A 24,997-nucleotide genomic window follows, 5' to 3' on the forward strand; every position below is an offset into this window, starting at 1 on the left:
TGTACCTTACTATTAATTATATCATTTCTTCGTCCATATTGCAATTTTTTCATCACTTAACCCTATGATTTTATATAATAAAATTTATTAAAGTTCTTTTATTAACTAATTACGTTTTGTGAAAATATGAGTAAATATTGCGCTTTTAAAAACATAAAATACTAATATTACCTATTCACAAAAAAATTAAAATAACTATAAACTAAACAACATAACTTTTTAAAGTAAATGAAATGATTAGATTTCTTGTAAATATATTGTAAATATAACATTAATTTAATTATTAAGAAAAGTGATTAATTAGAAATATATAAAATTTACTCACATTGTTTACAGTGATTAAAAAAATACTGTAATAAATATACATAAAAAAACAAAATTAACGCCTTATCATAGACAAGAGATATAGCAAAAGAAAAAATAACGGTCACTGATTTAGCTAAACGTTTTATTGCCATTCGTTAAGTCATTTATAACGTACTAAAAAGCACGATTGAAGCTGTTTTGTGTTTTTAACCAGTAAGGAATGTAAGAATGAACGTTATAAAACCATTCGTTATGGAATTAAACGTCTGGTTAAAGTCGAAAAATCGATTGAAGATAAATTAAGATGACAAGTTAAACACTACAACAAAACCTATCCGGGAGAAATGCTACACGTTGATACCAAACGTTTACCTTTACTTAAAAATGAAACAAAACAGCAAACTAGAGAATATTTATTTGTCGGTATTGATGATTTTTCACGTGAGCTTTATGCGGGTATTTACCCTGATAAATCCCAATTTAGCGCGGCACAATTTTTACAAAACGATGTGTTAACCCAATGTCCTTATACTATTGAATGTGTTTATTCCGATAATGGACGTGAATATCAAGGCACCAGCGAACACTTATTTGTTAAAACGTGTAACAACCACCGTATTAATCAAAAATTCACCAAACCCGCCTGCCCACAAACGAATGGGAAAGCCGAAAGAGTGATACGAACTTTGAATTGCAATGTGGCATAATCAGCATATATTTAGCGATTCAATAGATAGAAAACAAAAACTAAAACGCTTTATTAATTTTTATAATACCGTTAAACCACATAAAGCGATTTCAGGGAAAACGCCTTATGAGTTTTTAAAGGATTATTTTAACCATGAAGTGTAAACAACTCGGCGTTTTCCTACAGTTTATTACTAGCCAACTTAGTCAAGAAAGTTTGTATACAAAACATATACACAATTCAGTGCAACTTGATGCAAATAACTTTTAGCTTAGCTATTTATCTTATAATATTTTTTGGAATTAGATAAGAGTTTAAATAAGAAGAATGGTGGGTTGTGAGGGGATCGAACCCGCGACCAATTGATTAAGAGTCAACTGCTCTACCGACTGAGCTAACAACCCACTTAAACATTTCCGTTTATTTTATATAAATTATATTAATAATGCAAGTTATCAATTTAATTTTATTTGTCAGGAATTTTGATATAAATCTCAGAAATATCAAATTCAGTATTATAATATTGTAAAATAAAATTAGTTATAAAATCAATATTATTTATCTAACTAAAACTTGTTGTCATAATTTACATTAATTCGCAATTTAACTTTGGAGGCAAAAATGAAAGTATCATCAATTACAATAATTACAATGCTTATCTCAATGGGATTAGTAAGCTCTTTGGCTTATGCTCATACAGCAAATGAAATTATAATTCGTGGAGGACCGGTTTATGTTCATCCTCAAGATAAAAGTGATCATGTTAAAGTAGGTGGAGTAAAAAGCGATCTAAAAGCAAAGGCAGATAACGATACCCAACTTGGATTAAACTTTCAATATATGGTTACTGATAATATTGGTGTCGAATTGCTAGCTGCAACGCCTTTTAGCCATCAGCTTAAGTTAGGTGGTGGTAATTCAACAGGCCTTTCTGGTGCTCATTTAGGAAAAATTAAACACCTACCGCCAACATTAAGTGCTGTTTGGTATCCGCTTGATTCGCAATATGAGTTTCAACCTTATCTTGGAATGGGCATAAACTACACCATCTTTTTTGATGAAAAACTCAATGGTGAAGCTAAAAAGGCTGGGTTCCATGGTTTAGATCTTGATAGTTCCTGGGGCTGGGCAGCACAGGTTGGTGCTGATTATACTTTCAATGAAAATTGGCTCGTTAATGCTCAAATACGTTATATTGATATTGAAACGAAAGCAACTACACATTTAGGCAATACAAAAGTAACAGCCAATTATAAGCTTGATCCTTGGGTTGCTATGATTGGAGTTGGGTACAAATTTTGATTTAATAAGTATAAAAGCCTCTCATTTGAGAGGCTTTTTATTATTAATATTAAAGATTTTTTATCAACAAATACTGTTCTTGCAGTTTGGCTTTATCATTAATATAACCTTGTTGTTTTTCTTTCTCTTTAGTGACCACTGCCGCAGGTGCTTTATCAACAAAGCTTGCGTTAGATAACTTGTTTGCAATCCGCATAATTTCACCTTCAATGCGTGCAATTTCTTTTTCTAAACGAGCAAGTTCATTTTCTTTATTAATTAATCCTGCCATAGGTATTAATAATTCTGCACCGTCAACTAATTTAGTTACTGATAAAGGTCCAGTTTCATTTTCATCTAATAAGACTATTTCAGATAATCTTGCTAATGATTCAATAAAACTAATATTATTACTAGTAATTCGATGCACTGTTGGTGACGCTTTACGAATTAATAACTGCAGAGGCTTACTTGGTGCAATGTTCATTTCTGCACGAATATTACGTACAGCAATTACCGCATCTTTTATCCAATTAATATCTGCAACTGCCTCATCATTTGAAGACTGGTTATCAAAAATAGGCATTGGTTGTAACATAATGGTATCAGCTTTAATACCCATTAGTAGTTTTACATTTTGCCAAATTTCTTCCGTTATAAATGGAATAATTGGATGAGCCAGACGTAATAGAGCTTCTAATACAGTCACTAACGTATGACGGGCAGCACGTTGCTGCGATGCTTCGCCATTAGCTAAAATGGATTTCGTTAGTTCTAAATACCAATCACAGAACTGGTTCCAAGTGAACTCATATAAAATATTAGCAGCCAAATCAAAACGATAAGTATCAAATGCCTCACGATAAGTTTTAACTGTTTGATTAAATTCAGCCAAAATCCATTTATCAGCTAGCGAATAATCTAAATCTCCTCCTTTAAAACCACAATCATGCTGCTCAGTATTCATTAACACATAACGGCTTGCATTCCATAGTTTATTACAGAAATTACGATAACCTTCTAAACGTTTTAAATCCCAATTAATATCACGCCCTGTTGATGCTAGTGCTGCGAGTGTAAATCGTAGCGCATCAGTACCATGCGCTTCAATGCCATTTGGAAATTGCTTTTCTGTTCGCTTAGCAATTTTCTCAGCAAGTTGTGGTTGCATCATATTGCCTGTTCGTTTTTTTAACAAATCAGCTAATGAAATACCATCAATCATATCTAAAGGATCGATAACGTTTCCTTTAGATTTTGACATTTTTTGTCCTTCTTCATCACGAATTAGACCTGTGACATACACCGTTTTAAATGGGACTTGCGGTTTTCCATGTTCATCTTTTATAAAATGCATGGTCATCATGATCATTCTAGCTACCCAGAAGAATATAATATCAAAACCGGTCACTAGCACATTCGTTGGATGGAACGTGGTTAAGTCGTCAGTATTTTCTGGCCAACCTAACGTTGAAAATGTCCAAAGCGCTGACGAGAACCAAGTATCAAGCACATCTTCATCTTGCTCTAACTCAATATCATTTGGCAAATTATTTTCACGTCGTACTTCAGCTTCATCACGCCCCACATATACATTACCTTGTTTATCATACCAAGCTGGAATACGGTGTCCCCACCATAATTGACGGGAAATACACCAATCTTGAATATCATTCATCCAAGAAAAATACATGTTTTCGTATTGTTTTGGTACGAACTGAATATCACCATTTTTGACGGCATCAATGGCTGGTTTTGCAAGCACTTTGGCTCGCACATACCATTGGTCCGTCAACATAGGTTCAATAACAACACCGCCACGATCACCATAAGGAATGGTTAAATCATGAGGTTCTATTTTTTCCAAAATACCTAGTTTTTCACATTGTGCAAGAACAGTTTTACGGGCAGCAAAACGCTCTAAATTCTGAAATTCTAATGGTATATCAGTTGAATATAACGTGCTAGGTTCCCCATTAGTATCAAATACTTCAGCTTGTGTACGAATATCACCATCAAAAGTTAGGATATTTATCATTGGTAACTGATGACGACGCCCAACTTCGTAGTCATTAAAGTCATGAGCAGGTGTGATTTTTACACAACCAGTACCTTTAGTCATATCGGCATGTTCATCACCAATAATAGGAATGCGACGATTTACGAACGGTAATACTACAAATTTACCAATCAGATCTTTATAGCGTGGATCTTCAGGGTTAACAGCAACACCTGTGTCACCGAATAGTGTTTCAGGACGAGTTGTGGCGACAACTAAATAATCTTTCCCTTCTGATGTTTTCATACCATCAGCAAGAGGATAACGTAAGTGCCACATTGAACCTTTTACTTCACGATTTTCGACTTCAAGATCAGAAATAGCTGTACGCAGTTTTGGATCCCAATTAACTAAACGTTTGCCGCGATAAATCAGATCTTCTTGATATAATCTAACAAAAACTTCCTTAACGGCATTGGATAAGCCTTGGTCCATTGTAAAACGCTCACGCTCCCAATCAACTGAATCCCCTAAACGGCGCATTTGCTTTGTAATGCTGCCACCTGACTCAGCTTTCCATTGCCAGATTTTTTCGATAAATACATCACGACCATAATCATGACGAGTTTTTTTTTCTTCTGCAGCAATTTTCCGCTCTACAACCATTTGCGTTGCTATACCTGCATGATCGGTTCCTGATTGCCACAAAGTATTATTGCCTTGCATACGATGATAACGAATTAAGGCATCCATAATAGTTTGTTGAAATGCATGCCCCATATGTAAACTCCCAGTTACATTTGGTGGTGGGATAGCAATACAGTAACTTGGTTGGGACTTATCGCCATTGGGTTTGAAATACCCACTTTCTTCCCAATGTTTGTAGATAGGTTGTTCAATTTCTTGTGGATTATAAGTCGTATTTTTCATAATTAATGCATAAATCCTGATTTAAGGCATAAAATTTTGACCATTCTACAGTAAAATAGCTAAACAATAAATTGGCAGAATAATAAACTCGTTGATTTAATCTTCTTAAAAAATTTTTATTACACGACAAATGACAAAAAAACCGCTTTATATCAAGCGGTTTTATATATCTATCACCAAAATATTGTTATAACTAGAGATGTTGATATATAAAATTATCAATTAACCGTGTTTTACCAATATAAACGGCTAATGCACATAAACTATCTTGCTCAAGCATATCAACCGATTGTAAAGATGTTAGATCAACAAATTCAATATAATCAATTTTAGCTAAGGGTTGATTGTTTATAAGCTCATGCATAACTTTTGTAATAACAGTTACTGACTTTTCCCCCTGCTTTATCATTGCTTTGGCACTTTCTATAGCTTGATAAAGGCAAACAGATGCGGATCGTTCGTTTTCGGACAAATAACTATTACGCGAGCTTTTAGCTAGCCCATCAGCTTCACGCACAATCGGACAACCAACAATCTCAATATTAAAATTCAGATCATTTACCATACGTTTAATTACAGCTAGCTGCTGTGCATCTTTCTGACCAAAATAAGCACGATCAGGTTGCGTAATATTGAATAATTTTGTGACAACAGTGCAAACACCTTTAAAATGCCCCGGACGCTTTTGTCCACATAATGCGTTGGTTAAACCATTAACATCAACATAGCTACTAAAATTAGGAACATACATTTCATTAACAGTTGGGCAAAAAATCAAATCTACCCCCATCTGCTCACAAACAATTTTATCTCTATTTAAATCACGAGGATAGCTGGCTAAATCCTCAGAAGGACCAAACTGGATAGGATTAACAAAAATACTCACAATTACTTTTTGGTTTTCCTTTTTAGCCGCAGCCATTAGACTTTGGTGACCCTCATGCAAATATCCCATTGTTGGAACAAGTCCTATACTATACCCAGCTTGACGCCAAGCTTTTACTTGAGCTTGGACTTCTTTAATTGTACTTACAATATTCATTTGTATTAGCCCTTATGGTTAATAGTAAATTCAAGCTTGAGTTTCTCTATAACATTATCTTCAATAGAAAACTCATGATTTGTAGCTGGGAACTGTCGATTATTAACTTCTTGGCAATACAATTTAAAAGCTTGTTTCATTTGTTCACCAATCGATGCAAAAGATTTCACAAATTTTGACGAAATACCATCATACATTGATAACATATCTTGATAAACTAGCACTTGCCCATCACAATCCCCCCCCGCTCCAATGCCAATCGTCGGAATATTAACTAATTGTGTGATAAATTTCGCTAAACCTGCCGGAACACACTCAAGCAAAATAGCTGCAGCACCAGCTTTTTCAACCGCTAATGCATCAAGAACAATATTTTTAGCATGTTCATAATCCTTACCTTGAACTTTATACCCACCTAAAGCAAGTACAGATTGTGGCATTAACCCAATATGCGCTACAACAGGAATAGATGCTTGTGTAATCATTTTGATATGTTCATAAAATGCTTGCCCACCTTCAAGTTTCACTGCTTGAGCTTGCCCTTCTTTGATTAAACGACCTGCATTTAAAACCGCATCATATACAGACGTGTGATAAGACATAAAAGGTAAATCTGTCACCACAAAAGCTGACTTAGCGGCTCTTGCTACTGCTTTGGAATGGTGAATCATATCCTCCATAGTAACCGATACAGTACTATCGTAACCTAACATCACCATTCCTAAAGAATCACCGACTAACAGACAATCTATACCACTTTCGTCCATTAATTTGGCTGTAGTATAATCGTATGCAGTTAACATGGTAATTTTTTGTTGATTTTGCTTGCGTTTTTGTAGTGTAAGAATTGTATTTTTCAAGGTAACAGCTCCAGCTCTAATTGTCGATAATCCTTATTTGGATGTTTTGTCCGACTAATATTAAGTAAAATAGTTGATAATTGTAGATAAATAGGCTTGAGTTCATCAGGCATTGCCATAATATGTTGTTTGATAGTTTCAATATCACCACGTTCGACAGGTCCAGTCAAAGCATTGATCACTCCTACTTTACCAATATTATTTGCATTTCCTAGAAATAATGGATGCCAAGCCTGTTCACTAAATTCAGCATCTAGTGTACATTGTTTAAACAAATCAACACCGATTTGAACCAAAGCAATAACTTGATTACTTAACATAACACAAGCAGCATGATACAACGGTTTTTTACTTGCAGGTAAAATTGCTAAAGGATTATTTAGTGGAGCTAATGTGGCTCGTAATTGAGGGATAATATTTTCATTTGCTTCAAGAGTAAAAGAGATACCTGACATTGCCATATAGCAACTAAATCTATCATAAATAGCATATAAAGGATGCAAAGAAAACGCAAATGGGTGAACAACCTTATGTTGACTAAAAATATGCGATGTTAACAGACCACTACAATGACCAATCCATTTGTTAGCAATAGATAATTGACAAAGTTCTTGCCAAACTGTGACTATTTGACCATCAGGTACTGTGACTAATATGCAATCACTATCATTAACTAATTCAGGTAAAGAAGTATAATGTTGGCTTTGAGTAAAATCACTTGCCTCTTTTGCATGTTCATAGGTTTGGCTATAAAATCCAGAAATCTGCATTCCACATATAGAAAAATACTTAGCTAAAGTGCAACCTACTTTACCTGCACCGATAAAACCAATAATCATTACAACTGTAAATTATTTGAAGTCGTTGCATTATAGCTTAATCAGCTTGATATTCAATCAAATTAGATATCAATAACATTTAAAATAAATTAGTAAGATATAATTTTAATAATTATAAAATTAAAAGAAAAAACAGTAGATTATTTTATTAATTAGATACAGAAAGAAGGAAACAACACATGAAATGTAACCATTTGGTATCTTTTGAAGATTACCAGAACCAAACGATGTAAAAGCTCAAGAAATATTTTTCAGTATAAAATTGTTACATATTTTTTATCATAAATTCATTTATTTCATCTAAAAACAAATTACCATATTTTTGTAACTTAATTTTACCCACACCAGTAATGTTAATTAGCTGTTTTTTACTTTCAGGTTTAGTCTGAACCATCTCAAGCAATGTTGCATCACTAAAAACAATATAGGGAGGAATATCTTCAACATCGGCAATACTTTTGCGTAATCTTTTGAGATTATTAAATAAAACACGCTCTTCGTAAGATAGAATTGTTGTTAAATTAATCGCTCTTGCATAGCGATTAATTCTGCTTTTCTTAACAATTTCTAAACGTGGTTTAGCTAATGATAATGATATTTCACCTCTAAGTATTAGACGCGCTTTTTGTGTTAACTGAAGCGTAGTAAATGCAGATATATTTTGACTTAAATACCCCAAATAAACTAGTTGTCTAATAACACTAAGCCAATAATCTGATGAATACTGCTTGCCGATACCATAAACCGATAACTTATCATGACCATTTTCTTTAATTTGAGATCGCCCAGAACCACGTAACACGTCAATAATATATTGAGCACCATAATGCTGTTCTACACGATAAACACAAGATAAAACTTTTTGTGCATCAATTAAACCGTTATAAAGCTCTGGAGGATATAAACAAACATCGCAGTTATTACATGGTTCGGTCCTCTCTTCACCAAAATAATTAAGCAACACAATGCGCCGACAAGTCAAACTTTGTGCAAAAGCCTCCATTGCATTGATCTTTTGTAATTCTATATCTTGATGTTGACCATTCCCTTTTTTAATAACTTGTTGCTGATACCAATTAAGATCTTTACTATTAAATAATAGTATAGCTTCAGCTGGTACACCATCACGACCTGCACGGCCTGTTTCTTGATAATAAGATTCAATCGTTCTTGGGCTATCAGCATGAACAACAAAACGCACATTAGGTTTGTTAATTCCCATACCAAATGCAACGGTAGCTACAATAATTTGCACATTATCTTTTATAAAATCTTCTTGGGCCTGTTGACGTTCATTATTAGTCAACCCAGCATGATAAGCCTTAACAGAAAACCCACGGGAAGCAAGCCTAGTTGTCATATCTTCAACTCTAGAACGGCTTGAACAATAAATAATTCCACTATTACCTTTTTGCGTCTCAATAAAAGAAACAACTTGTTCAAATTGATTAAATTTTTCAACAACTGTATAACGAATATTAGACCGATCAAAGCTTCTTACTACAACCAATGGATTAACCAAATTAAGTTGATGAATAATATCCTTTTGTGTCATTGTGTCTGCTGTTGCAGTCAATGCAACAATAGGGACTTTAGGGAAACGAATAGAAAGTTGTCCTAATTGCCTATAATCAGGCCTAAAATCATGCCCCCATTGAGAAATGCAATGCGCCTCATCAATAGCTATTAATGAAGGAGGATACTCATCAATTAATGAAGAAAAAGAGTAAACACCCAATCTTTCAGGAGAAACGTATAATAGTTTTATTGAATGTTCCAAATATTGCTTGATAACTTTTTGTTGTTCTGTAGATGATTGTGAGGCATTAAGATAGGCAGCAGCAATACCATTAGCTAATAATTGATCAACCTGATCTTTCATCAAAGAAATTAAGGGTGAAACAACTATTGCTGTTCCCGGTAATAAAACTGCGGGAATTTGATAACATAAAGATTTTCCGCCCCCAGTTGGAATAATTGTTAAAGTATCACGACCATCAATAATAGATTCAATAATTTCTCTTTGTTGATTTCGAAATGACTTGTAACCAAAAACATTTTGTAAAACATCTTCAATATGATCTTTTATTGACATACTAACCTAAACATATAAAATCCGACTTGGGCTAGCGAGTATAGCTAAATTAAAGTAAACAAACCACCATCAATTTTCGAAAACTGGTAATTCAATCCGAAAATAAAATGTTTTTTAAACAGCTGCATTAAACAATATCTATTGTAATTTTTAGGATTTATTACATATAATGTTAATTCTATAATAAATTTAGTTCAACAGACTAAAAAAAAAGCTGTTTTTTTATTTTTTTACTTGATACAAACCGATTTGACAGTTAATATTTACGTGTTTCAAATATACGCCCGTAGCTCAGTTGGTTAGAGCATCACCTTGACATGGTGGGGGTCAGTGGTTCGAGTCCACCCGGGCGTACCATATTATGGTCTATTTACAATTATCCAAATAAACCAGATTATCATCTATTCAATTAAAATTCAGCTGTATTAAGCCCTAGCCATACCCCCTATTACTGATATGAGAAAAATAGTCAAAATAAACATCGTAAAAAATTACCTAACCTGTACTAATTTATATTTGCTTCATTAATTTATTTTTAGTTTATCATAACAATGACCTTATAAAACTGGTACTAATTAGTGTAGCCGATCCAGAATTTGTTGATTTAAAGTCATATATTTTGTAATAACATATTTTTTAACAAAAATTCAATTTTAGAATCTTGGCGATTACTAACATTTATAAAAAACTCCTACAAACAAAGATCACCTTATAGCTCAAATGAATATCATTATAATAATTAATTAGTACCATCTTTTTAGGTAGTATTTATAATGATAAATATGATTAAGTAATTAGAGAGAGTTTCTCTTGAGCTAATTGAAACTAAAGAAGGACTTTATTATGAGTAAGATTTTTGATGATAATTCACAAACTATTGGGTATACACCATTAGTGAGATTAAAGCATTTTGGTAACGGTAATATTTTAGCCAAAGTTGAGTCTCGCAATCCAAGTTTTAGCGTCAAATGCCGCATTGCCTCAAACATGATTTGGGATGCTGAAAAGCGTGGTTTATTAACTACTGATGTTGAATTAATTGAACCAACAAGTGGTAATACTGGAATTGCACTTGCAGCTGTAGCCGCTGCTCGAGGCTATAAACTAACTTTAACCATGCCTGAAAGCATGAGTATTGAACGCAGAAAGCTACTAAAAGCCTTAGGAGCTAACTTAGTATTAACTGAAGCTGCTAAAGGTATGAAAGGTGCAATCGAAAAAGCAGAGGAAATGATGGCAAGGGATCCTAAAAAGAACCTGATGCTACAACAATTTAGTAATCCTGCTAATCCAGAAATTCACGAAAAAACAACGGGTCCTGAAATTTGGCAAGATACCGATGGTAAAGTCGATATTTTTATTGCTGGAGTAGGAACGGGCGGTACATTTACAGGTGTAACACGTTATATCAAAAAAACGCAGGGTAAAAATATAACTGCTGTTGCCATTGAGCCAACCAACTCACCAGTAATCAGTCAAACACTAGCAGGTGAACCAATTAAGCCGGGACCTCACAAAATTCAAGGTATTGGAGCTGGTTTTATTCCTGCAAATCTTGATTTAAGTTTAATTGATGTGGTGGAAAAAGTATCAAATGAAGAAGCGATCAAAACAGCCCGTAATTTGATGGAAAAAGAAGGTATTTTAGCAGGAATTTCATCTGGTGCCGCCGTTTATGCTGCCGATCGATTAGCAAAATTACCAGAAAATGCTAATAAAACTATTGTAGTCATTTTACCTTCTTCTGGTGAACGCTACTTAAGTACTGACTTATTTAGTGGCATGTTTACTGAAAAAGAGCTCGGTTAAATTCCAAATAGAATTAAACTTGATTAATAAAAAAGCGTGGCTGATCAAATAGCCACGCTTTTTGTTGACATAAACTAGTATAATTTTAACTGTTCAATTATCCTGAATTATCCCAAAATGACGATAAGCATGTGGTGTTGCAATTCTACCACGTGGCGTTCTTTGAATATAACCTTGCTGAATTAAAAAAGGTTCAAGTACATCTTCGATCGTTTCACGCTCTTCACCAATTGCCGCGGCAATGTTATCTAAACCAACAGGGCCACCCATAAATTTTTCTATAATGGCCAGTAATAATTTGCGATCCATATAATCAAAACCTTCATTATCAACATCAAGCATATCTAGCGCTTGAATAGCAATTTTTTTGTCGATAACACCTTTTGATTTTACATCGGCATAATCGCGCACTCGGCGCAAAAGTCGATTTGCAATTCGGGGGGTACCGCGTGAACGTTGTGCAATTAAATGCGCACCTTCGTCTGACAGATCCATGCCCAAAAATTTAGCGCTACGGCTAACAATATATTCCAAATCCTCAACCCGATAAAACTCAAGTCTTTGTACAATACCAAAACGATCCCGCAATGGCGAAGTTAACGACCCTGCACGAGTTGTTGCACCTACTAATGTAAAGGGGGGAAGATCGATTTTGATTGAACGTGCAGCAGGTCCTTCACCAATCATAATATCTAATTGATAATCTTCCATAGCTGGATATAAAATTTCTTCAACTACAGGCGAAAGCCGATGAATCTCATCAATAAACAGCACATCGTTTGGCTCTAGATTAGTTAGCATAGCGGCTAAATCGCCGGCTTTTTCTAAAACAGGGCCTGATGTAGTGCGTAAATTTACATTCATTTCGTTTGCGACAATATTAGCCAATGTAGTTTTTCCAAGCCCAGGGGGACCAAAAATAAGCACATGATCAAGTGCATCACTGCGTTGTTTAGCGGCTTGAATAAATATCTTCATTTGCTCACGAACTTGCGGTTGACCAATGTATTCGTCTAAATATTTTGGACGAATTGCACGATCTAATGACTCTTCTTCCTTTTGCGCTTGTGGTGCAATCAAACGATCCGCTTCAATCATAATAAATCTCTATTTACAATGCTGATTTTAAGGCTTCACGAATCAGCGTTTCGCAATCCATATCAGGATTAATTACTTTATTAATAATACGGCTAGCTTCTTGTGGTTTATAACCTAATGCAATTAAAGCTGAAACAGCCTCGCTTTCAATTTGTTTAGCTGACTTTTGAACACTATCTACATCAGAAACCAAGCTAACATTTGATGATTGCTCACCAAAATGTTTGAGGCGATCTTTCATCTCAACAATTAATCGTTGTGCAGTTTTATTACCTACGCCTGGCAATTTAACTAGTGTTTTAATTTCACCTTGTTCAACAGCACTAATAAATTGTGCTGCTGACATGCCCGATAAAATGGCTAACGCCAACTTAGGACCAACTCCATTAACTTTAATAAGTTCACGAAACAATTCACGCTCTTGTTCTTGATTAAAACCATATAGGATTTGGGCATCTTCACGCACGGAAAAATGTGTTAACACAATGACCTCTCGTCCATTTTCGGGTAATTCATAAAAACAGGTCATCGGCATAAACACATCGTAACCGATGCCACCGACTTCTATCAAGACTTTAGGAGGTTGCTTTTCAATAATGGTACCACGTAAACGACCAATCACAATATATCCTTAATAATAAAGCATAACAAATAATAAGGTGTAGTTTACCCGATAGCAAAAAAATAATAAAGAAAAACTGTATAAATAGACAGGCAATAACAAAAAAATATCGCCGACTTGGTACTCAAAGTCGGCAATGCAAAAAGTTTAACTAACTGAATTAATGCATTAACTTAAAACGGCATTTTAAAACCTGGTGGTAATTGCATGCCACCAGTAACCTGAGCCATTCTTTCTTTTTGTGCTTCATCTAAACGGCGAGCCGCATCATTATAAGCCGCAGCAATAAGATCTTCTAACATCTCTTTATCATCATCAGCCATAAGTGATGGATCAATTTCAACGCGCTTACAGCTATGAGTACCATTAATGGTGACTTTAACTAAACCAGCACCTGATTCGCCAGTAACTTCTAATTTAGCGATCTCCTCTTGTGCTTGTTGCATTTTAGCTTGCATTTGTTGGGCTTGTTTCATTAAATTGCCCAAACCACCTTTTCCACCTGAAAACATAATAATTCCTCATTAAAAAATATAGTCTGCATTATACAGGACGAATACTGGATTCATCAATCTTAGCATCAAAATATCGACAAATTGTAGCCACTTTTGAATCTTCGGCAATGGCTATCTTCGCCTGCGCAAGTTTTTCTTGGTATAACTCTTCGCGCATTTCAACTGGTGTTTTATAATTTACATCATCAATAATAATATCTACATCAAGCTCTTGGTTACGATGTTTGCATAGCGCTTTTTTTATCTTTATCACATTCGATATCGAATTAATCAAATGCTTAACGGTTGAACGCAAATGCAACACAATCGTTCCACTATCTACTTGTTCAAAAGCTGAATTAGCTACGATTTGCTTAATTAACGGCGGTAAATCTAATTGCTCGATCTCGGCACACCAGGCATCTTTTTGCGCCATTTCGGTAATTAATTTCTTAATCATTTCAGGAGTTTTATCACCATTTAGTGACTCACGAAAAGCCTTAGTATCGACCACCAACTCTTCCTTCATTGCAGTTAGACCACTGGCTTGCCATTGATAATTTTCAGCGGTAATATCTTCTTTACTATTGCCGTTATCGTTGTTATCGATATCGTTTACTGGCACAACGCTCTGTTTAATTCGTGTTAGTGATTTATTTATTACTAAATTTTTTGGTTGAATTACATCAACCGATTCAGACTTTTTTGGATATTGTTCCTCTTTTAACAACTGCATACGCATTTCTAAAATGCTTTTAGTCACCGACGACACATCATCAGGAATCGTTAGATCCGCCGTTGCTGGTTTGGCTTTAGATGTTGACGCTGTTTTTGAAGACAAAACGGTTAAATCGTTTAAGTCGTTGTGCTGACTTTGCTCATTTGTTAATGACGAACTTATCACTGATTGTGGTGTATTCTGTTCGGTATGATTAACTGGCTGGTTCACTGTTGCAAGTATAGGATCAGATTGCTGAATTCGAGATTGTTTTTTAGTTTGATTTACAGTCTGATTATTAGCTTCTGCTTGCCTTGATACATTCGCATGCATTACTGCTTGTGATTGCGATTGGGTATTAGGCGGTTCTTTAGTTTGCTTTTGAGTTTGAGTCTGCTTATTGCCTTGAACAGATGCCGAACTAGCCATAACTGGTGGTGTAACAGCATCAACCACCTTTGGCATAAAGGCTAAAGCGCGTAAAAAACTCATCTCGACACCAATTTTTTTATCAGGCGAAAAAGAAAGCTCTTTACGACCCATTAGCAAAATTTGATAAAACAACTGCACATCGTTAGGTGCCATATATTGTGCTAAAAAACGTATGCGCTCTTCATTATCAATATAATCACCCAAAGCAGTTGGCACTACTTGTAATAACGCAATTTGATGCAATAAAGTAATGGTTTCGGCTAACAGATTATCCCAATCAGCGCCCTGTATAGCAGCTGCTTCAATTTGTTGCATTAAGGCATTACCATCACTATTATGTAATGCTTCAACAATTGCAAAAGGAACCGACTTATCAAGTGTACCAAGCATTACCGACACTGATTCTGCATCGACCTTACCGTTACCAAGAGCAATCGCTTGATCGGTTAAACTCAGCGCATCACGCATACTGCCATTAGCTGCTTTAGCTAATAACCCAATCGCTTTCGGATCGCTGCTGATTTGCTCTAATTTTAAAATATGTTCAAGTTGCTGGCCAATTAATGTTGTATCTAATACATTTAAATGTAAATGCAAACAACGTGATAAAATAGTTATAGGTAATTTTTGCGGATCTGTAGTTGCCAATAAAAACTTAACATGCTCAGGTGGCTCCTCTAGGGTTTTAAGAAGTGCATTAAAGCTACTGCGCGATAACATATGCACTTCATCAATCAAATAAACCTTAAAGCGCCCTTTAGTTGGTAAATATTGGATGTTATCAAGTATTTCACGAGTGTCTTCGACCTTGGTACGAGATGCGGCATCAATTTCAAGTAAATCAACAAAACGACCTTGTTCAATATCACGACAATTATCACAAACTCCACATGGTGTAGCAGTAATGCCTGTTTCGCAATTCAGCCCTTTTGCTAACAAACGCGCAATTGACGTTTTACCTACTCCTCGAGTGCCTGAAAACAAATAAGCATGATGAACTCGCCCTAGCGAAAGTGCATTAGACAAAATTTTAAGGACATGTTGCTGCCCCACAACCTCAGAAAATGATTTTGGTCGCCATTTGCGTGCCAGAACTTGATAACTCATAATCACCATAACTCATTGCCATTGAATTTGGCACTAATCATATCATAAACTGGCAAAATAGTCTTGATACAGTCAATAATCGAAGCAATATTAATCAACAAAATTTAGCTTGAGAAAACCTAAATTTGCTATTAAAAAATAAAAGTGTAATAGTGCTATCCTAAACATACCTAACAAATTATAAAATGGAATATATAAGAAAGCACAACGAAAAAAGAGCGTTTTTCTAAACCACCTATATGGCGTTAATAGAGAAACAGATATACTATAAACATAGTTTTGCAAAAGCAAAACAGGTTTTCTGCTTTAAAATACCCTTTTCTACAAGATGATTTTAATTTATTGTTTTTCATTAATTTTTACCCATCAATAAAAAATAAAAAAAGGGTTGGCGTGAATTTTGAGTTTTTGGATAATGCACAGATTTCGCCATTAAAAAACATTCAGGTAGGCTGTTGATTTTATTTAATTTTCACATTAAGTTTTAGAAAAAATAATCAGTGAAGAAATAAAAAAACTTCCCTAATATTATTCGCAATTAATTGAAATCGTTTTAAGATTAAATCCTGCCTCTTTATACAACTTGTACCGTTTCCTTGCTAATGACTTAAGCTGCTCATCCACTGGCACAAAATCGATAATATCACGATAAACACCTGCAAATTCAGGAAATTGTTCTTGTAAATTAATAAGTAGCTGACGTGTGCCGCTGCTGCGTTTTTGTGGCCAGCTAATTTCAACAGGTGATCCCCCTTTCATGCCTTCACCAGCCAAATTATGCGGAACAAAATTGTCGGTTTCGAGTTGCCATAGGTACTCGTCTATTCGTTCTGCTTGACCCTGATCTTGACAAGCAACTTGCACGCGCTGATTGGCGTGCCATGCTTCAACTATTTTTTTGCATGCTAGTTTTTCGTAAAAAAGCACGCCATACTCGTCGGCTTCTGTTTGGTTTTCAAGTAAATAGAAGATCACTTTTTTCATAAAATCTTAGCTCGATTTATTGATCTAGTAGATATTGAATCAACATGGCAACTGGACGACCCGTTGCTCCTTTTTGCCCACCAGATTTCCACGCTGTGCCAGCAATATCTAGATGTGCCCATTGATATTTTTCGGTAAAACGTGATAAGAAGCATGCCGCAGTAATGGTGCCGCCATCTCGACCACCAGTATTAACAATATCAGCACAGGTTGATTTGATTTGTTCTTGGAATTCACTATCAATCGGTAGCGCCCATGCTTTGTCGCCTGCTTTGTTGGATGATAAGATCAATTGTGCAACTAATTTGTCGTTATTACCCATTACTCCAGTATAGTGATGTCCTAGTGCAACGATACAAGCGCCAGTTAAAGTGGCAATATCAATAACAGTTTTTGGATTGTAACGTTCAACATATGTTAAAGCATCACATAAGACTAAGCGACCTTCAGCATCAGTGTTAATCACTTCAACTGTAGTACCTGACATGGTTGTCAATATGTCGCCAGGACGGTAGCTGTTGCCGTCAGGCATGTTTTCACAACCCGCCATGACTCCAACAACGTTAATAGGTAATTTTAACTCTGCCACAGCCTGCATAACACCATAAACGGTTGCCGCACCGCACATATCGTATTTCATTTCGTCCATGCCTGCAGATGGTTTGATTGATATTCCTCCTGAATCAAAGGTTAGTCCCTTGCCGACTAAAACATACGGCTGGGCTTTTTTATCTTTAGCACCTTTGTATTCAATAATAGTCATGATTGATTCGTTTTGCGAACCCCGCCCTACTGCTAAATAAGCGTTCATGTTTAATTTTGCCAATTCGCTTTCGCCAAGGCAGGTTACTTTTAATGATGAATGCTGTTTGCCTAGTTGTTTACCTTGTTCGGCTAAGTATTTTGCGTTACAAATATTTGACGGCATATTGGCAATTGTTTTTGTTACGGTAATAGCATTAGCAATAATTTGCCCTTGTAACAAGTTATCAGTTAATGCTGATAACGCTTTCTTATTATGAATTAATAATGTCACTTTAGTTAAGCTTGGTACAGGATCTTTAGTCGTTTTAAAATCATCAAAACGATAAGTTATATCGCTAATAATTTGCGGCAATTGTTTGGCTATTTCAAGGCTATTTACTTCATTGAACGCTAATAGATCCCATGCGATATTTTTAATTTTTTTGGCTAGTAGTTCTTTTATTACCGCTTTAATAACGGTTTTAGCTTGAACTGAGTCAAATGTTTTTGCTTTGCCACAACCAACAAATAAAAGTTTTTGTTTTAAATTGTTATTTGGATATAGCAAAGTAGTTTTACCTAGTTCGTAACTTATATCACCTGATTTGATAAGTTGACTAACTAAACCATTGGTTGATTTATCGATATCTTTGACAAAATCAGACTGGTTTTTTCTTGAATCGATTGAAACAACTAAACACTCTGTTTTTTGTTTAGTTATAATAGTACTGTTTTTTATTTGAAATTCCATGGTGCTTCTCGTTTATGAATTAGTGCAGATAATTTATATTCTATCGGTTCATTGTTGGATAGCAACAAAAAGATAACTAAAACGAAACAAATCAGATTATAATAGTCTGGTTTTGTGCCAACAGATAAAGGTAAGATGTGATAATTCGTCGATATTTAGTGAAAGAAACATTGAAAACCCAAGGGGCAATTTTATTTATTTTGTTGCTGATTTTCTTTTCTCAAAAATTAATTAGAATTTTGTCGAGCGCAATCGATGGTTCAATCCCTCGTGAATTAATTATGCCGTTACTAGTTTTAGGCGTATCAAATATGGCCGATCTTATTTTGCCGCTGAGCCTTTTTCTTGGTGTACTTGTTACTTTCGGGCGACTTTATTCTGATAGTGAAATGGTAGCAATGCATGCATGTGGTGTTAAGAAAAACTTAACTTATCAAGTAGTATTTTTTCTATGCATTTTAACTAGTATATTAACCGTAATGAATTCACTTTGGTTTGGTCCTTGGTCTAACGTTAAGCAAGATCAATTGGTTGCTAATGCTAAGATCAATCCTAGTTTAGCTGGATTATTAGCAGGACAATTCCAACAAACGCCAGATGGTAATTCAGTTATTTACATTGGTAATGTGGATAATAACAATTTAGAGAATGTCTTTATTGCTCAAATCAATCCAAAAGCAAATCAACGACCTTCTATTATTATTGCTAATAAAGGTAAGACTGGACACGATAACGAAGGTAACCAAATTATTACACTTGAAAATGCTAATCGTTATGAAGGCACAGCACAATTAAAAGATTTTAGAATTTCAAACTTTCATAATTATTTAGGTATCATAAAACCCAAAGAGTTAAATACTAACGAGGATAACGATAAAATCGATGTTCAGCAATTGGGAATATTAGAGCTTATTAACACTAATACACCTAAAGCTGTTGCGGAATTTTATTGGCGGATAACGCTAATTATTTCAGTACCATTAATGGCCTTTTTAGTTATTCCACTGAGCGTATCAAACCCACGACAAGGACGCCTTGCACAAGTTTTACCTGCTTTACTGCTCTATTTAGTTTACTTTTTATCAGCCAGTTCAATTAAGGCTAATGCAGGTAAAGGTCGGTTAGATCCGGAATTGTGGTTTTATATATTGAATTTAGGATATTTTGTGTTAGCGATAATATTGAATTGTTGGGATAACCTATTTATGCGTAAACTTCGCTTAAAATATTCTGCATCTTAAGGAGCAAAGCGTGTTTTCGATTTTAGATCGTTATATCGGTAAAACTATTTTAAGCACCATTGGTGTTAGTCTTTTTTTACTTATCAGTTTGTCGGGTATCATCCGTTTTATTGATCAGCTTCGAAAAATTAAAGTTGATTATGATGCGTTTTCTGTCGGTATTTATACGCTTTTAATGGCTCCAAAAGATTTAGAAGTATTCTTCCCGATGGCTGCGTTATTGGGTGCATTGATTGGTTTAGGATTGTTAGCATCCCGCAGTGAATTAATTGTAATGGAAACATCTGGCTTTAGTCGTTTCAAAATTGCATTTGCGGTGATGAAAACAGCATTACCACTAGTACTAATTACAATGGCGGTTGGTGAATGGGTTGCTCCAGTTAGCGAGCAAACTGCACGCAATATGCGTTCTGAAAAGCTTTATGGTAATTCGTTAATGGCTGAACAAGGCAGTCTTTGGGCTAAAGATGGTAATGATTATGTTTTTATTGGCCATGTAAATAACGATAATTCGATTTCGAATGTTTATATTTATTCAGTTGACCAAAATAAGCTTCAATCTATTACCTATGCTGCTTATGGAGTGTATGAAAATGATACTTGGACATTATCGCAAGTTGAAAAAAATGATCTAACAGTGCCCAATAAAGTAGTTGGTGTAAATACGATATCCATGCCTTGGAAAACAAGCATTACTCCTGATAAATTAAATATTGTCGCATTTGATCCTGACTCGTTGTCGGCTTCAGGGCTTTATGAGTATTCACAATATCTAAAAAACTCTGGGCAAGATACTAAGTATTATGATTTGCTGTTTTGGAAAAAGATCATTAAACCAATTTCAGTTGCTGTGATGATGTTGTTAGCTTTATCGTTTATTTTTGGTCCATTGCGTAGCGTATCAATGGGGATTCGTGTGGTGATAGGCATCAGCTTTGGCTTCTTATTTTATATTGCCGATAATTTGTTTGCCCAAGTAAGTATTGTTATTGGTATTTACCCTGTTATTGGTTCGCTTATAACCAGTTTCGTATTTTTATTGATTAGTTATATTTTATTTAAAAGGAAAAACTAGGTCTTTTAAAATTTTATCCTATCATCTGATTTAGATGATAGGATTTTTATATTTGTGCGATTATGCTGTCTGTGATTGTTTATCAAACAGGTTTAAATATTGCCCATAACCTGCATCTTCTAGTTCCTCTTTAGGTATAAATCGTAAGGAAGCCGAGTTAATACAATAACGTAATCCTCCTAACTCTTTTGGACCATCATTAAAGACATGTCCAAGATGAGAATCAGCTTCCACAGATCGCACTTCAATACGTCGCATACCAAAACTGGTATCCTTTTTTTCAACAATATTGCCCTTTTCTATCGGTTTAGCAAAACTAGGCCAGCCACATCCTGAATCGAATTTATCTAACGAAGTAAATAACGGCTCGCCAGATACAATATCAACATATATCCCTTCCTCATGATTAGAGTTAAATTCGTTTTCGAACGGTGGTTCAGTCCCATTTTTTTGAGTTACGTGATATTGCATAGGTGTTAATATGGACAGTGCTTTTTCCTTCATTGTTTTATTCATAAGTCACCTTTATGTTATTTATTTTAAATAATAGAATTAATTACGATTTAACATTGATTGCAATACTTTATCTTTAATCCAAAAATAATGATATAAGGCGCCAGCTATATGTAAAATAAGTAAAATTGCTAATAAATATGAGCTGAACTTATGCATAATATGAAAAAAATCATAAAACATGTTAGGCATATCAATAGCCGGAATAGAAATGATGCCAAAAAAATTCAGCGACCGACTACTCATTAAGTACCCAGACAGAGGCACAATAATTAAAAAAATGTAAATAAACCCTTGTATGGACTTCGATAAAATACGTTGTAGTTTTTGATTTTTGGGCAAGACATTAGGCACACCTTCAGCTTTAATAATTGTAAAACGCCACAAGGTTATTACAAATATCAACACGCCAAAAGATTTATGCAATAAATAAATAGTAAACATACCACCCAAATAATGTGACAACGTCACCTTAAATAACACTAATAAAAACGTTAATACAATCAGTATCAATGTTAACCAATGGTTCCATTTTTGTTTACTACTATATTGCGGATAGTTTTGCATAATTCAATTGCCTCTTTATTTTTGCCAATGCTGTACTAAAAACTTTGATCGCCCTGATAATTGATAATATTGATTATAATGCTGGGGTTGTTTTGTATAATAATTTTGGTGATAATCCTCAGCTAGGTAAAAAGCAACCGCAGGCTCGATAGCGACACCTATAGACTTATTAAACTTCTTACTATCTTGTAACGCTTGTTTAGACGATAATGCTAGTTTATGTTGATATTCATTATGATAAAAAATAACAGGACGATAAGAATCACCTCGATCAGCAAATTGCCCTTGTGAATCAGTTGGATCGATTTGTTTCCAAAAAATTTCAAGCAATTTTTTATAACTAATAACTTTTGGATCAAACTTAATTTGTACCGCTTCGGTGTGCCCTGTTGTGCCTGAGCAAACTTGCTGATAGGCTGGATTGATAACATTCCCCCCAGTATATCCTGCTACAATACTAATAACCCCTTCATACTGATCAAAGGGTTTAACCATACACCAAAAACAACCACCAGCAAATGTTGCTTGTTCATATTGTTGCATAATAACCTCCCACTTAATATGTTAAACAATTCTTCTATTTATTGCTTAACTTCAGCATAATTATTAACACTAAAATACACTGCTTTAAATTAGCATACTACTTGAAAATGTTTAAAAAAACACCATATCATTGGTCAACGATTTCAGTTATAGAAGGATTCATTTATGGCAAGTGGATGGGCGTCTGACGATGCCGTTAATCAACAAATCGAAGGCACTATTGCTGATGCCATCGAAAACGCAAGAAGACAACTCAATCACGGTACAATTAGTGCTCATTTTTGTATTGAATGTGGAGAGCCTATTATAGAAGCCAGAAGGTCAGCATTGCCTGGCGTACAATATTGTTTGTCTTGCCAACAAGAAATCGATAAACAATTAGCTAAAACATCAAGTCTATATAATCGTCGTGGCAGCAAAGATAGCCAACTACGTTAATTTGAAGATACATTTTTAACCAATTGAGCTAAAAGATGGGTGGATTATTACCCACCCTAAGATACAAACAATAGTTATTTTTTACCTTCACGAACAGCGTCATAAGGATAAACAATTAATTTATTATCAAACCATTCAGCACAAAAAATATCTTCTAATTTTTCATAACCTTGTTTTGCAATTTCTTGTTTAACCCAATTTTCATCTTTTTTAAGTTGTTCTAAATTGTCATGGCTAATACCGCCATTTTCGATGATTAGCACGGCAATATCTTTATCACCTTTTTTGATAACAGTTAACGAACCATTTAATTCATACCAAACCTCTTTTAACTCATCAAAAGAAGCTATGCCTTGTATATTGACTAAGGTTTCAAAATCCCTTACTGGTAAGTTGGCTTTAACAAAATTATCCGTTATTAAATGCCCATTTTTAACAAGTTGGATTGGTTCGCCATCTATAGCATCGCGTAAACGTGAGTTTTTAGATTTGATAAATCGAATTAAAACAAGTAAGCCAGCCCAAATAGCCACTAATCCAGCCGATTCCCAAGAAGATACTGTCGGACTAAGTAAGGCCCCCCCAACCAACGCACCAATAACCATACTACCGACCTGATCAAGCTGTGACATAGGTGCTATTTGGCTTTTACCCGATAACTTCACATAAACAAGTAAAATAATTAAAGCTAATAAAAATTTTGGTGCCATTTCTAATAAATACATTTCCTTTCTCCAAGCTAAACAAAATATGTTGAACTACAATTCCAAATGCAGAATCAATAGAAACTTCTGTATCGAAACGGGTAATAATTTATGTAAAACTGGTATAATTTTTGTTTGATTAATGATCAATACGGTTCTATTTTCATGACTAAAACAAAGTATGATTATTAATATAATTTATTGATTGTATTTTACTCTAAAATTCACACAAATTATAAGATTATTACTTTGATTGCGATAACTAATTTCTATTATGCAATGTTGTAAATCGGTGTGTTTTAAGTTTGAAATGAAGGTAAAATATTTACCCACAAAAACAATCAAAAAGTATATATTTCCAGTTAAAAAGGATAATAACAAATGCAACTAATAATCGAAGAATCGGAAAAACAATTATCTTTTGAAGAAATTGAAGAATTTAGCAACTATTTTGATAAAGAAATTCCACTTTCATTTATTGATTTTTACATTAAATTTAATGGTGGTTACCCTCCCGAAAACGGTGAACATAATTTCTTTTTATTAGGTGGCTTTAATCCAATAAAATATGGCGATTTAACTATAGAAGATATTTACACTAATTTAATTGATGACTTTTCTAATTTAAAAGATATGATTCCTTTTGCTTATGATGAGGGTGGAAATTGTTTTTTACTTTCATTAAAAAATGAAAATTATGGAGAAACATATATATGGCTGATGGATGAAAAAGAATTGGTTTTAGTATCTGAATCATTTGATAGCTTTATAAATAAGCTGTAGGAATTAATCGCATTGTTTAAAGTAATTAAAAAAATGTTGCAATGAATATACATAAAAAAATTAACGCCTTATAAGTTTTCAGTTGAGTATTTTAATCATAAAGTATTAGGGCGTGTTGATCTTTCGTGATTATTTTTTAGACGGCATGATGTGAGTTTAATTTGTGGTCTAAAAAAGGAATATTAGTTGATATTTTCAAACATTTATCACAACTAGCGGATTTTGAATGGGTGTTCCTAGATGGCTCGATTATCAGGTGATCCTCGCCAAAATATTAGACAGTGCCCACCTCTATCATTTTTTCGTTTTGGTAATATTGTTGTTCATATTGTTC

General features: G+C 34.4%; 23 protein-coding genes, 2 tRNA genes and 1 pseudogene. 10 read left to right on the forward strand and 16 right to left on the reverse strand.

Annotation, left to right across the window (positions count from 1 at the left end):
• The first annotated feature begins 650 nt into the window (after positions 1–650).
• Together ACGH6Q_RS03600 and ACGH6Q_RS03605 are read left to right on the forward strand one after the other, a co-directional pair.
• Positions 651–1,013, forward strand: a complete 363-nt coding sequence (locus tag ACGH6Q_RS03600; RefSeq protein WP_411591929.1) for a hypothetical protein — start codon at positions 651–653, stop codon at positions 1,011–1,013.
• On the forward strand, positions 1,003–1,158 hold the full coding sequence (locus ACGH6Q_RS03605) for an integrase core domain-containing protein (RefSeq protein ID WP_141672694.1): 156 nt from the start codon (positions 1,003–1,005) through the stop codon (positions 1,156–1,158). Before ACGH6Q_RS03600 ends, ACGH6Q_RS03605 begins: the two co-directional genes overlap by 11 nt.
• Positions 1,159–1,322: 164 nt before the next feature.
• Here ACGH6Q_RS03605 and ACGH6Q_RS03610 read toward each other — a convergent pair.
• Positions 1,323–1,398, reverse strand: a tRNA-Lys gene (locus ACGH6Q_RS03610).
• Positions 1,399–1,615: 217 nt separating this feature from the next.
• Here ACGH6Q_RS03610 and ACGH6Q_RS03615 point away from each other — a divergent pair.
• Positions 1,616–2,296, forward strand: coding sequence for an OmpW family outer membrane protein (locus ACGH6Q_RS03615; protein ID WP_411591931.1), 681 nt, complete (start codon positions 1,616–1,618; stop codon positions 2,294–2,296).
• A 49-nt stretch (positions 2,297–2,345) separates the two neighbouring features.
• On the opposite strand, the gene ACGH6Q_RS03620 is transcribed toward ACGH6Q_RS03615, so the two are convergent.
• The 5 genes from ACGH6Q_RS03620 to recQ form a co-directional block, all read right to left on the reverse strand.
• Complete coding sequence (locus tag ACGH6Q_RS03620) at positions 2,346–5,204, reverse strand: valine--tRNA ligase (RefSeq protein WP_411591932.1); 2,859 nt, start codon at positions 5,202–5,204, stop codon at positions 2,346–2,348.
• Between the two features lie 193 nt (positions 5,205–5,397).
• Positions 5,398–6,246: a pantoate--beta-alanine ligase gene (panC, locus tag ACGH6Q_RS03625; protein WP_174798308.1), complete on the reverse strand. Its 849-nt coding sequence runs from the start codon at positions 6,244–6,246 to the stop codon at positions 5,398–5,400.
• Between the two features lie 5 nt (positions 6,247–6,251).
• The gene (panB, locus tag ACGH6Q_RS03630; protein WP_065574775.1) at positions 6,252–7,106 is read right to left on the reverse strand and encodes a 3-methyl-2-oxobutanoate hydroxymethyltransferase; all 855 of its coding nucleotides are present in this window, start codon (positions 7,104–7,106) and stop codon (positions 6,252–6,254) included.
• On the reverse strand, positions 7,103–7,945 hold the full coding sequence (locus tag ACGH6Q_RS03635) for a Rossmann-like and DUF2520 domain-containing protein (RefSeq protein ID WP_411591936.1): 843 nt from the start codon (positions 7,943–7,945) through the stop codon (positions 7,103–7,105). The genes panB and ACGH6Q_RS03635 overlap by 4 nt, the downstream gene beginning before the upstream one ends.
• Before the next feature lie 265 nt (positions 7,946–8,210).
• Positions 8,211–10,040, reverse strand: coding sequence for a DNA helicase RecQ (recQ, locus tag ACGH6Q_RS03640; protein WP_411591938.1), 1,830 nt, complete (start codon positions 10,038–10,040; stop codon positions 8,211–8,213).
• A gap of 280 nt (positions 10,041–10,320) precedes the next feature.
• On the opposite strand from recQ, the gene ACGH6Q_RS03645 reads away from it, so the two are divergent.
• A tRNA-Val gene (locus tag ACGH6Q_RS03645) sits at positions 10,321–10,397 on the forward strand.
• Between the two features lie 486 nt (positions 10,398–10,883).
• Positions 10,884–11,849 carry a cysteine synthase A gene (gene cysK / locus ACGH6Q_RS03650; RefSeq protein ID WP_065589751.1) on the forward strand — a complete coding sequence of 322 codons (966 nt, stop codon included), beginning with the start codon at positions 10,884–10,886 and terminating at the stop codon, positions 11,847–11,849.
• A gap of 93 nt (positions 11,850–11,942) precedes the next feature.
• Here the strand turns inward: cysK and ruvB are convergent, their stop codons facing one another.
• The 6 genes from ruvB to ACGH6Q_RS03680 all read right to left on the reverse strand — a co-directional run bounded on the left by ruvB (position 11,943) and on the right by ACGH6Q_RS03680 (position 18,799).
• Positions 11,943–12,947: a Holliday junction branch migration DNA helicase RuvB gene (gene ruvB, locus ACGH6Q_RS03655; protein WP_065574873.1), complete on the reverse strand. Its 1,005-nt coding sequence runs from the start codon at positions 12,945–12,947 to the stop codon at positions 11,943–11,945.
• Positions 12,948–12,960: 13 nt separating this feature from the next.
• Positions 12,961–13,569: a Holliday junction branch migration protein RuvA gene (ruvA, locus tag ACGH6Q_RS03660; protein ID WP_411591940.1), complete on the reverse strand. Its 609-nt coding sequence runs from the start codon at positions 13,567–13,569 to the stop codon at positions 12,961–12,963.
• 173 nt (positions 13,570–13,742) lie between these two features.
• On the reverse strand, positions 13,743–14,081 hold the full coding sequence (locus tag ACGH6Q_RS03665) for a YbaB/EbfC family nucleoid-associated protein (RefSeq protein ID WP_065561174.1): 339 nt from the start codon (positions 14,079–14,081) through the stop codon (positions 13,743–13,745).
• Positions 14,082–14,112: 31 nt separating this feature from the next.
• Positions 14,113–16,320 (reverse strand): DNA polymerase III subunit gamma/tau, encoded by a 2,208-nt coding sequence (dnaX, locus tag ACGH6Q_RS03670; protein ID WP_411591941.1) that lies wholly within the window; start codon positions 16,318–16,320, stop codon positions 14,113–14,115.
• Positions 16,321–16,848: 528 nt separating this feature from the next.
• Positions 16,849–17,304, reverse strand: a complete 456-nt coding sequence (locus ACGH6Q_RS03675) for a DNA polymerase III subunit chi (RefSeq protein ID WP_411591942.1) — start codon at positions 17,302–17,304, stop codon at positions 16,849–16,851.
• Positions 17,305–17,320: 16 nt separating this feature from the next.
• A complete protein-coding gene (locus ACGH6Q_RS03680; protein WP_411591946.1) occupies positions 17,321–18,799 on the reverse strand; it encodes a leucyl aminopeptidase in 1,479 nt (492 codons plus the stop codon).
• Positions 18,800–18,936: 137 nt separating this feature from the next.
• Here ACGH6Q_RS03680 and lptF point away from each other — a divergent pair, with 137 nt between their 5' ends.
• Together lptF and lptG are read left to right on the forward strand one after the other, a co-directional pair.
• Positions 18,937–20,040, forward strand: a complete 1,104-nt coding sequence (lptF, locus tag ACGH6Q_RS03685) for an LPS export ABC transporter permease LptF (RefSeq protein WP_296302873.1) — start codon at positions 18,937–18,939, stop codon at positions 20,038–20,040.
• 10 nt (positions 20,041–20,050) lie between these two features.
• Complete coding sequence (gene lptG, locus ACGH6Q_RS03690) at positions 20,051–21,115, forward strand: LPS export ABC transporter permease LptG (protein WP_297223796.1); 1,065 nt, start codon at positions 20,051–20,053, stop codon at positions 21,113–21,115.
• Positions 21,116–21,175: 60 nt separating this feature from the next.
• Here lptG and msrB read toward each other — a convergent pair whose 3' ends face one another.
• From msrB to msrA, 3 genes are read right to left on the reverse strand one after another with little or no spacing between them, the layout of a single operon-like run.
• Positions 21,176–21,619, reverse strand: coding sequence for a peptide-methionine (R)-S-oxide reductase MsrB (msrB, locus tag ACGH6Q_RS03695; RefSeq protein WP_174798341.1), 444 nt, complete (start codon positions 21,617–21,619; stop codon positions 21,176–21,178).
• 48 nt (positions 21,620–21,667) lie between these two features.
• A complete protein-coding gene (locus ACGH6Q_RS03700) occupies positions 21,668–22,195 on the reverse strand; it encodes a cytochrome b (RefSeq protein WP_065561168.1) in 528 nt (175 codons plus the stop codon).
• 15 nt (positions 22,196–22,210) lie between these two features.
• Positions 22,211–22,738: a peptide-methionine (S)-S-oxide reductase MsrA gene (gene msrA / locus ACGH6Q_RS03705; RefSeq protein WP_411591948.1), complete on the reverse strand. Its 528-nt coding sequence runs from the start codon at positions 22,736–22,738 to the stop codon at positions 22,211–22,213.
• A 165-nt stretch (positions 22,739–22,903) separates the two neighbouring features.
• On the opposite strand from msrA, the gene ACGH6Q_RS03710 reads away from it, so the two are divergent.
• On the forward strand, positions 22,904–23,176 hold the full coding sequence (locus tag ACGH6Q_RS03710; RefSeq protein ID WP_065589760.1) for a DksA/TraR family C4-type zinc finger protein: 273 nt from the start codon (positions 22,904–22,906) through the stop codon (positions 23,174–23,176).
• A gap of 74 nt (positions 23,177–23,250) precedes the next feature.
• On the opposite strand, the gene ACGH6Q_RS03715 is transcribed toward ACGH6Q_RS03710, so the two are convergent.
• Positions 23,251–23,901, reverse strand: a complete 651-nt coding sequence (locus ACGH6Q_RS03715; RefSeq protein WP_034912801.1) for a DUF421 domain-containing protein — start codon at positions 23,899–23,901, stop codon at positions 23,251–23,253.
• 360 nt (positions 23,902–24,261) lie between these two features.
• Between ACGH6Q_RS03715 and ACGH6Q_RS03720 the strand changes: the two genes are divergently transcribed.
• Together ACGH6Q_RS03720 and ACGH6Q_RS03725 are read left to right on the forward strand one after the other, a co-directional pair.
• Positions 24,262–24,663, forward strand: coding sequence for an SMI1/KNR4 family protein (locus ACGH6Q_RS03720; protein WP_411591949.1), 402 nt, complete (start codon positions 24,262–24,264; stop codon positions 24,661–24,663).
• Positions 24,664–24,818: 155 nt separating this feature from the next.
• A pseudogene (locus ACGH6Q_RS03725) lies at positions 24,819–24,920 on the forward strand (IS5/IS1182 family transposase); the annotation flags it as partial.
• Between the last annotated feature and the right edge of the window lie 77 nt (positions 24,921–24,997).

Origin of the sequence: Gilliamella sp. BG2 (assembly GCF_046635645.1) — a bacterium.
GTDB classification, from domain to species: domain Bacteria; phylum Pseudomonadota; class Gammaproteobacteria; order Enterobacterales; family Orbaceae; genus Gilliamella; species Gilliamella bombi.

Bases quoted from the DNA above. Each gene is read 5' to 3' on its own strand.
- ACGH6Q_RS03600 (WP_411591929.1), top strand. From the start codon at position 651: ATGCTACACGTTGATACCAAACGTTTACCTTTACTTAAAAATGAAACA.
- ACGH6Q_RS03605 (WP_141672694.1), top strand. From the start codon at position 1,003: ATGTGGCATAATCAGCATATATTTAGCGATTCAATAGATAGAAAACAA.
- ACGH6Q_RS03615 (WP_411591931.1), top strand. From the start codon at position 1,616: ATGAAAGTATCATCAATTACAATAATTACAATGCTTATCTCAATGGGA.
- ACGH6Q_RS03620 (WP_411591932.1), bottom strand. From the start codon at position 5,204: ATGAAAAATACGACTTATAATCCACAAGAAATTGAACAACCTATCTAC.
- panC (WP_174798308.1), bottom strand. From the start codon at position 6,246: ATGAATATTGTAAGTACAATTAAAGAAGTCCAAGCTCAAGTAAAAGCT.
- ACGH6Q_RS03635 (WP_411591936.1), bottom strand. From the start codon at position 7,945: ATGATTATTGGTTTTATCGGTGCAGGTAAAGTAGGTTGCACTTTAGCT.
- recQ (WP_411591938.1), bottom strand. From the start codon at position 10,040: ATGTCAATAAAAGATCATATTGAAGATGTTTTACAAAATGTTTTTGGT.
- cysK (WP_065589751.1), top strand. From the start codon at position 10,884: ATGAGTAAGATTTTTGATGATAATTCACAAACTATTGGGTATACACCA.
- ruvB (WP_065574873.1), bottom strand. From the start codon at position 12,947: ATGATTGAAGCGGATCGTTTGATTGCACCACAAGCGCAAAAGGAAGAA.
- ACGH6Q_RS03665 (WP_065561174.1), bottom strand. From the start codon at position 14,081: ATGTTTTCAGGTGGAAAAGGTGGTTTGGGCAATTTAATGAAACAAGCC.
- dnaX (WP_411591941.1), bottom strand. From the start codon at position 16,320: ATGAGTTATCAAGTTCTGGCACGCAAATGGCGACCAAAATCATTTTCT.
- ACGH6Q_RS03675 (WP_411591942.1), bottom strand. From the start codon at position 17,304: ATGAAAAAAGTGATCTTCTATTTACTTGAAAACCAAACAGAAGCCGAC.
- ACGH6Q_RS03680 (WP_411591946.1), bottom strand. From the start codon at position 18,799: ATGGAATTTCAAATAAAAAACAGTACTATTATAACTAAACAAAAAACA.
- msrB (WP_174798341.1), bottom strand. From the start codon at position 21,619: ATGAAGGAAAAAGCACTGTCCATATTAACACCTATGCAATATCACGTA.
- ACGH6Q_RS03700 (WP_065561168.1), bottom strand. From the start codon at position 22,195: ATGCAAAACTATCCGCAATATAGTAGTAAACAAAAATGGAACCATTGG.
- msrA (WP_411591948.1), bottom strand. From the start codon at position 22,738: ATGCAACAATATGAACAAGCAACATTTGCTGGTGGTTGTTTTTGGTGT.
- ACGH6Q_RS03710 (WP_065589760.1), top strand. From the start codon at position 22,904: ATGGCAAGTGGATGGGCGTCTGACGATGCCGTTAATCAACAAATCGAA.
- ACGH6Q_RS03715 (WP_034912801.1), bottom strand. From the start codon at position 23,901: ATGTATTTATTAGAAATGGCACCAAAATTTTTATTAGCTTTAATTATT.
- ACGH6Q_RS03720 (WP_411591949.1), top strand. From the start codon at position 24,262: ATGCAACTAATAATCGAAGAATCGGAAAAACAATTATCTTTTGAAGAA.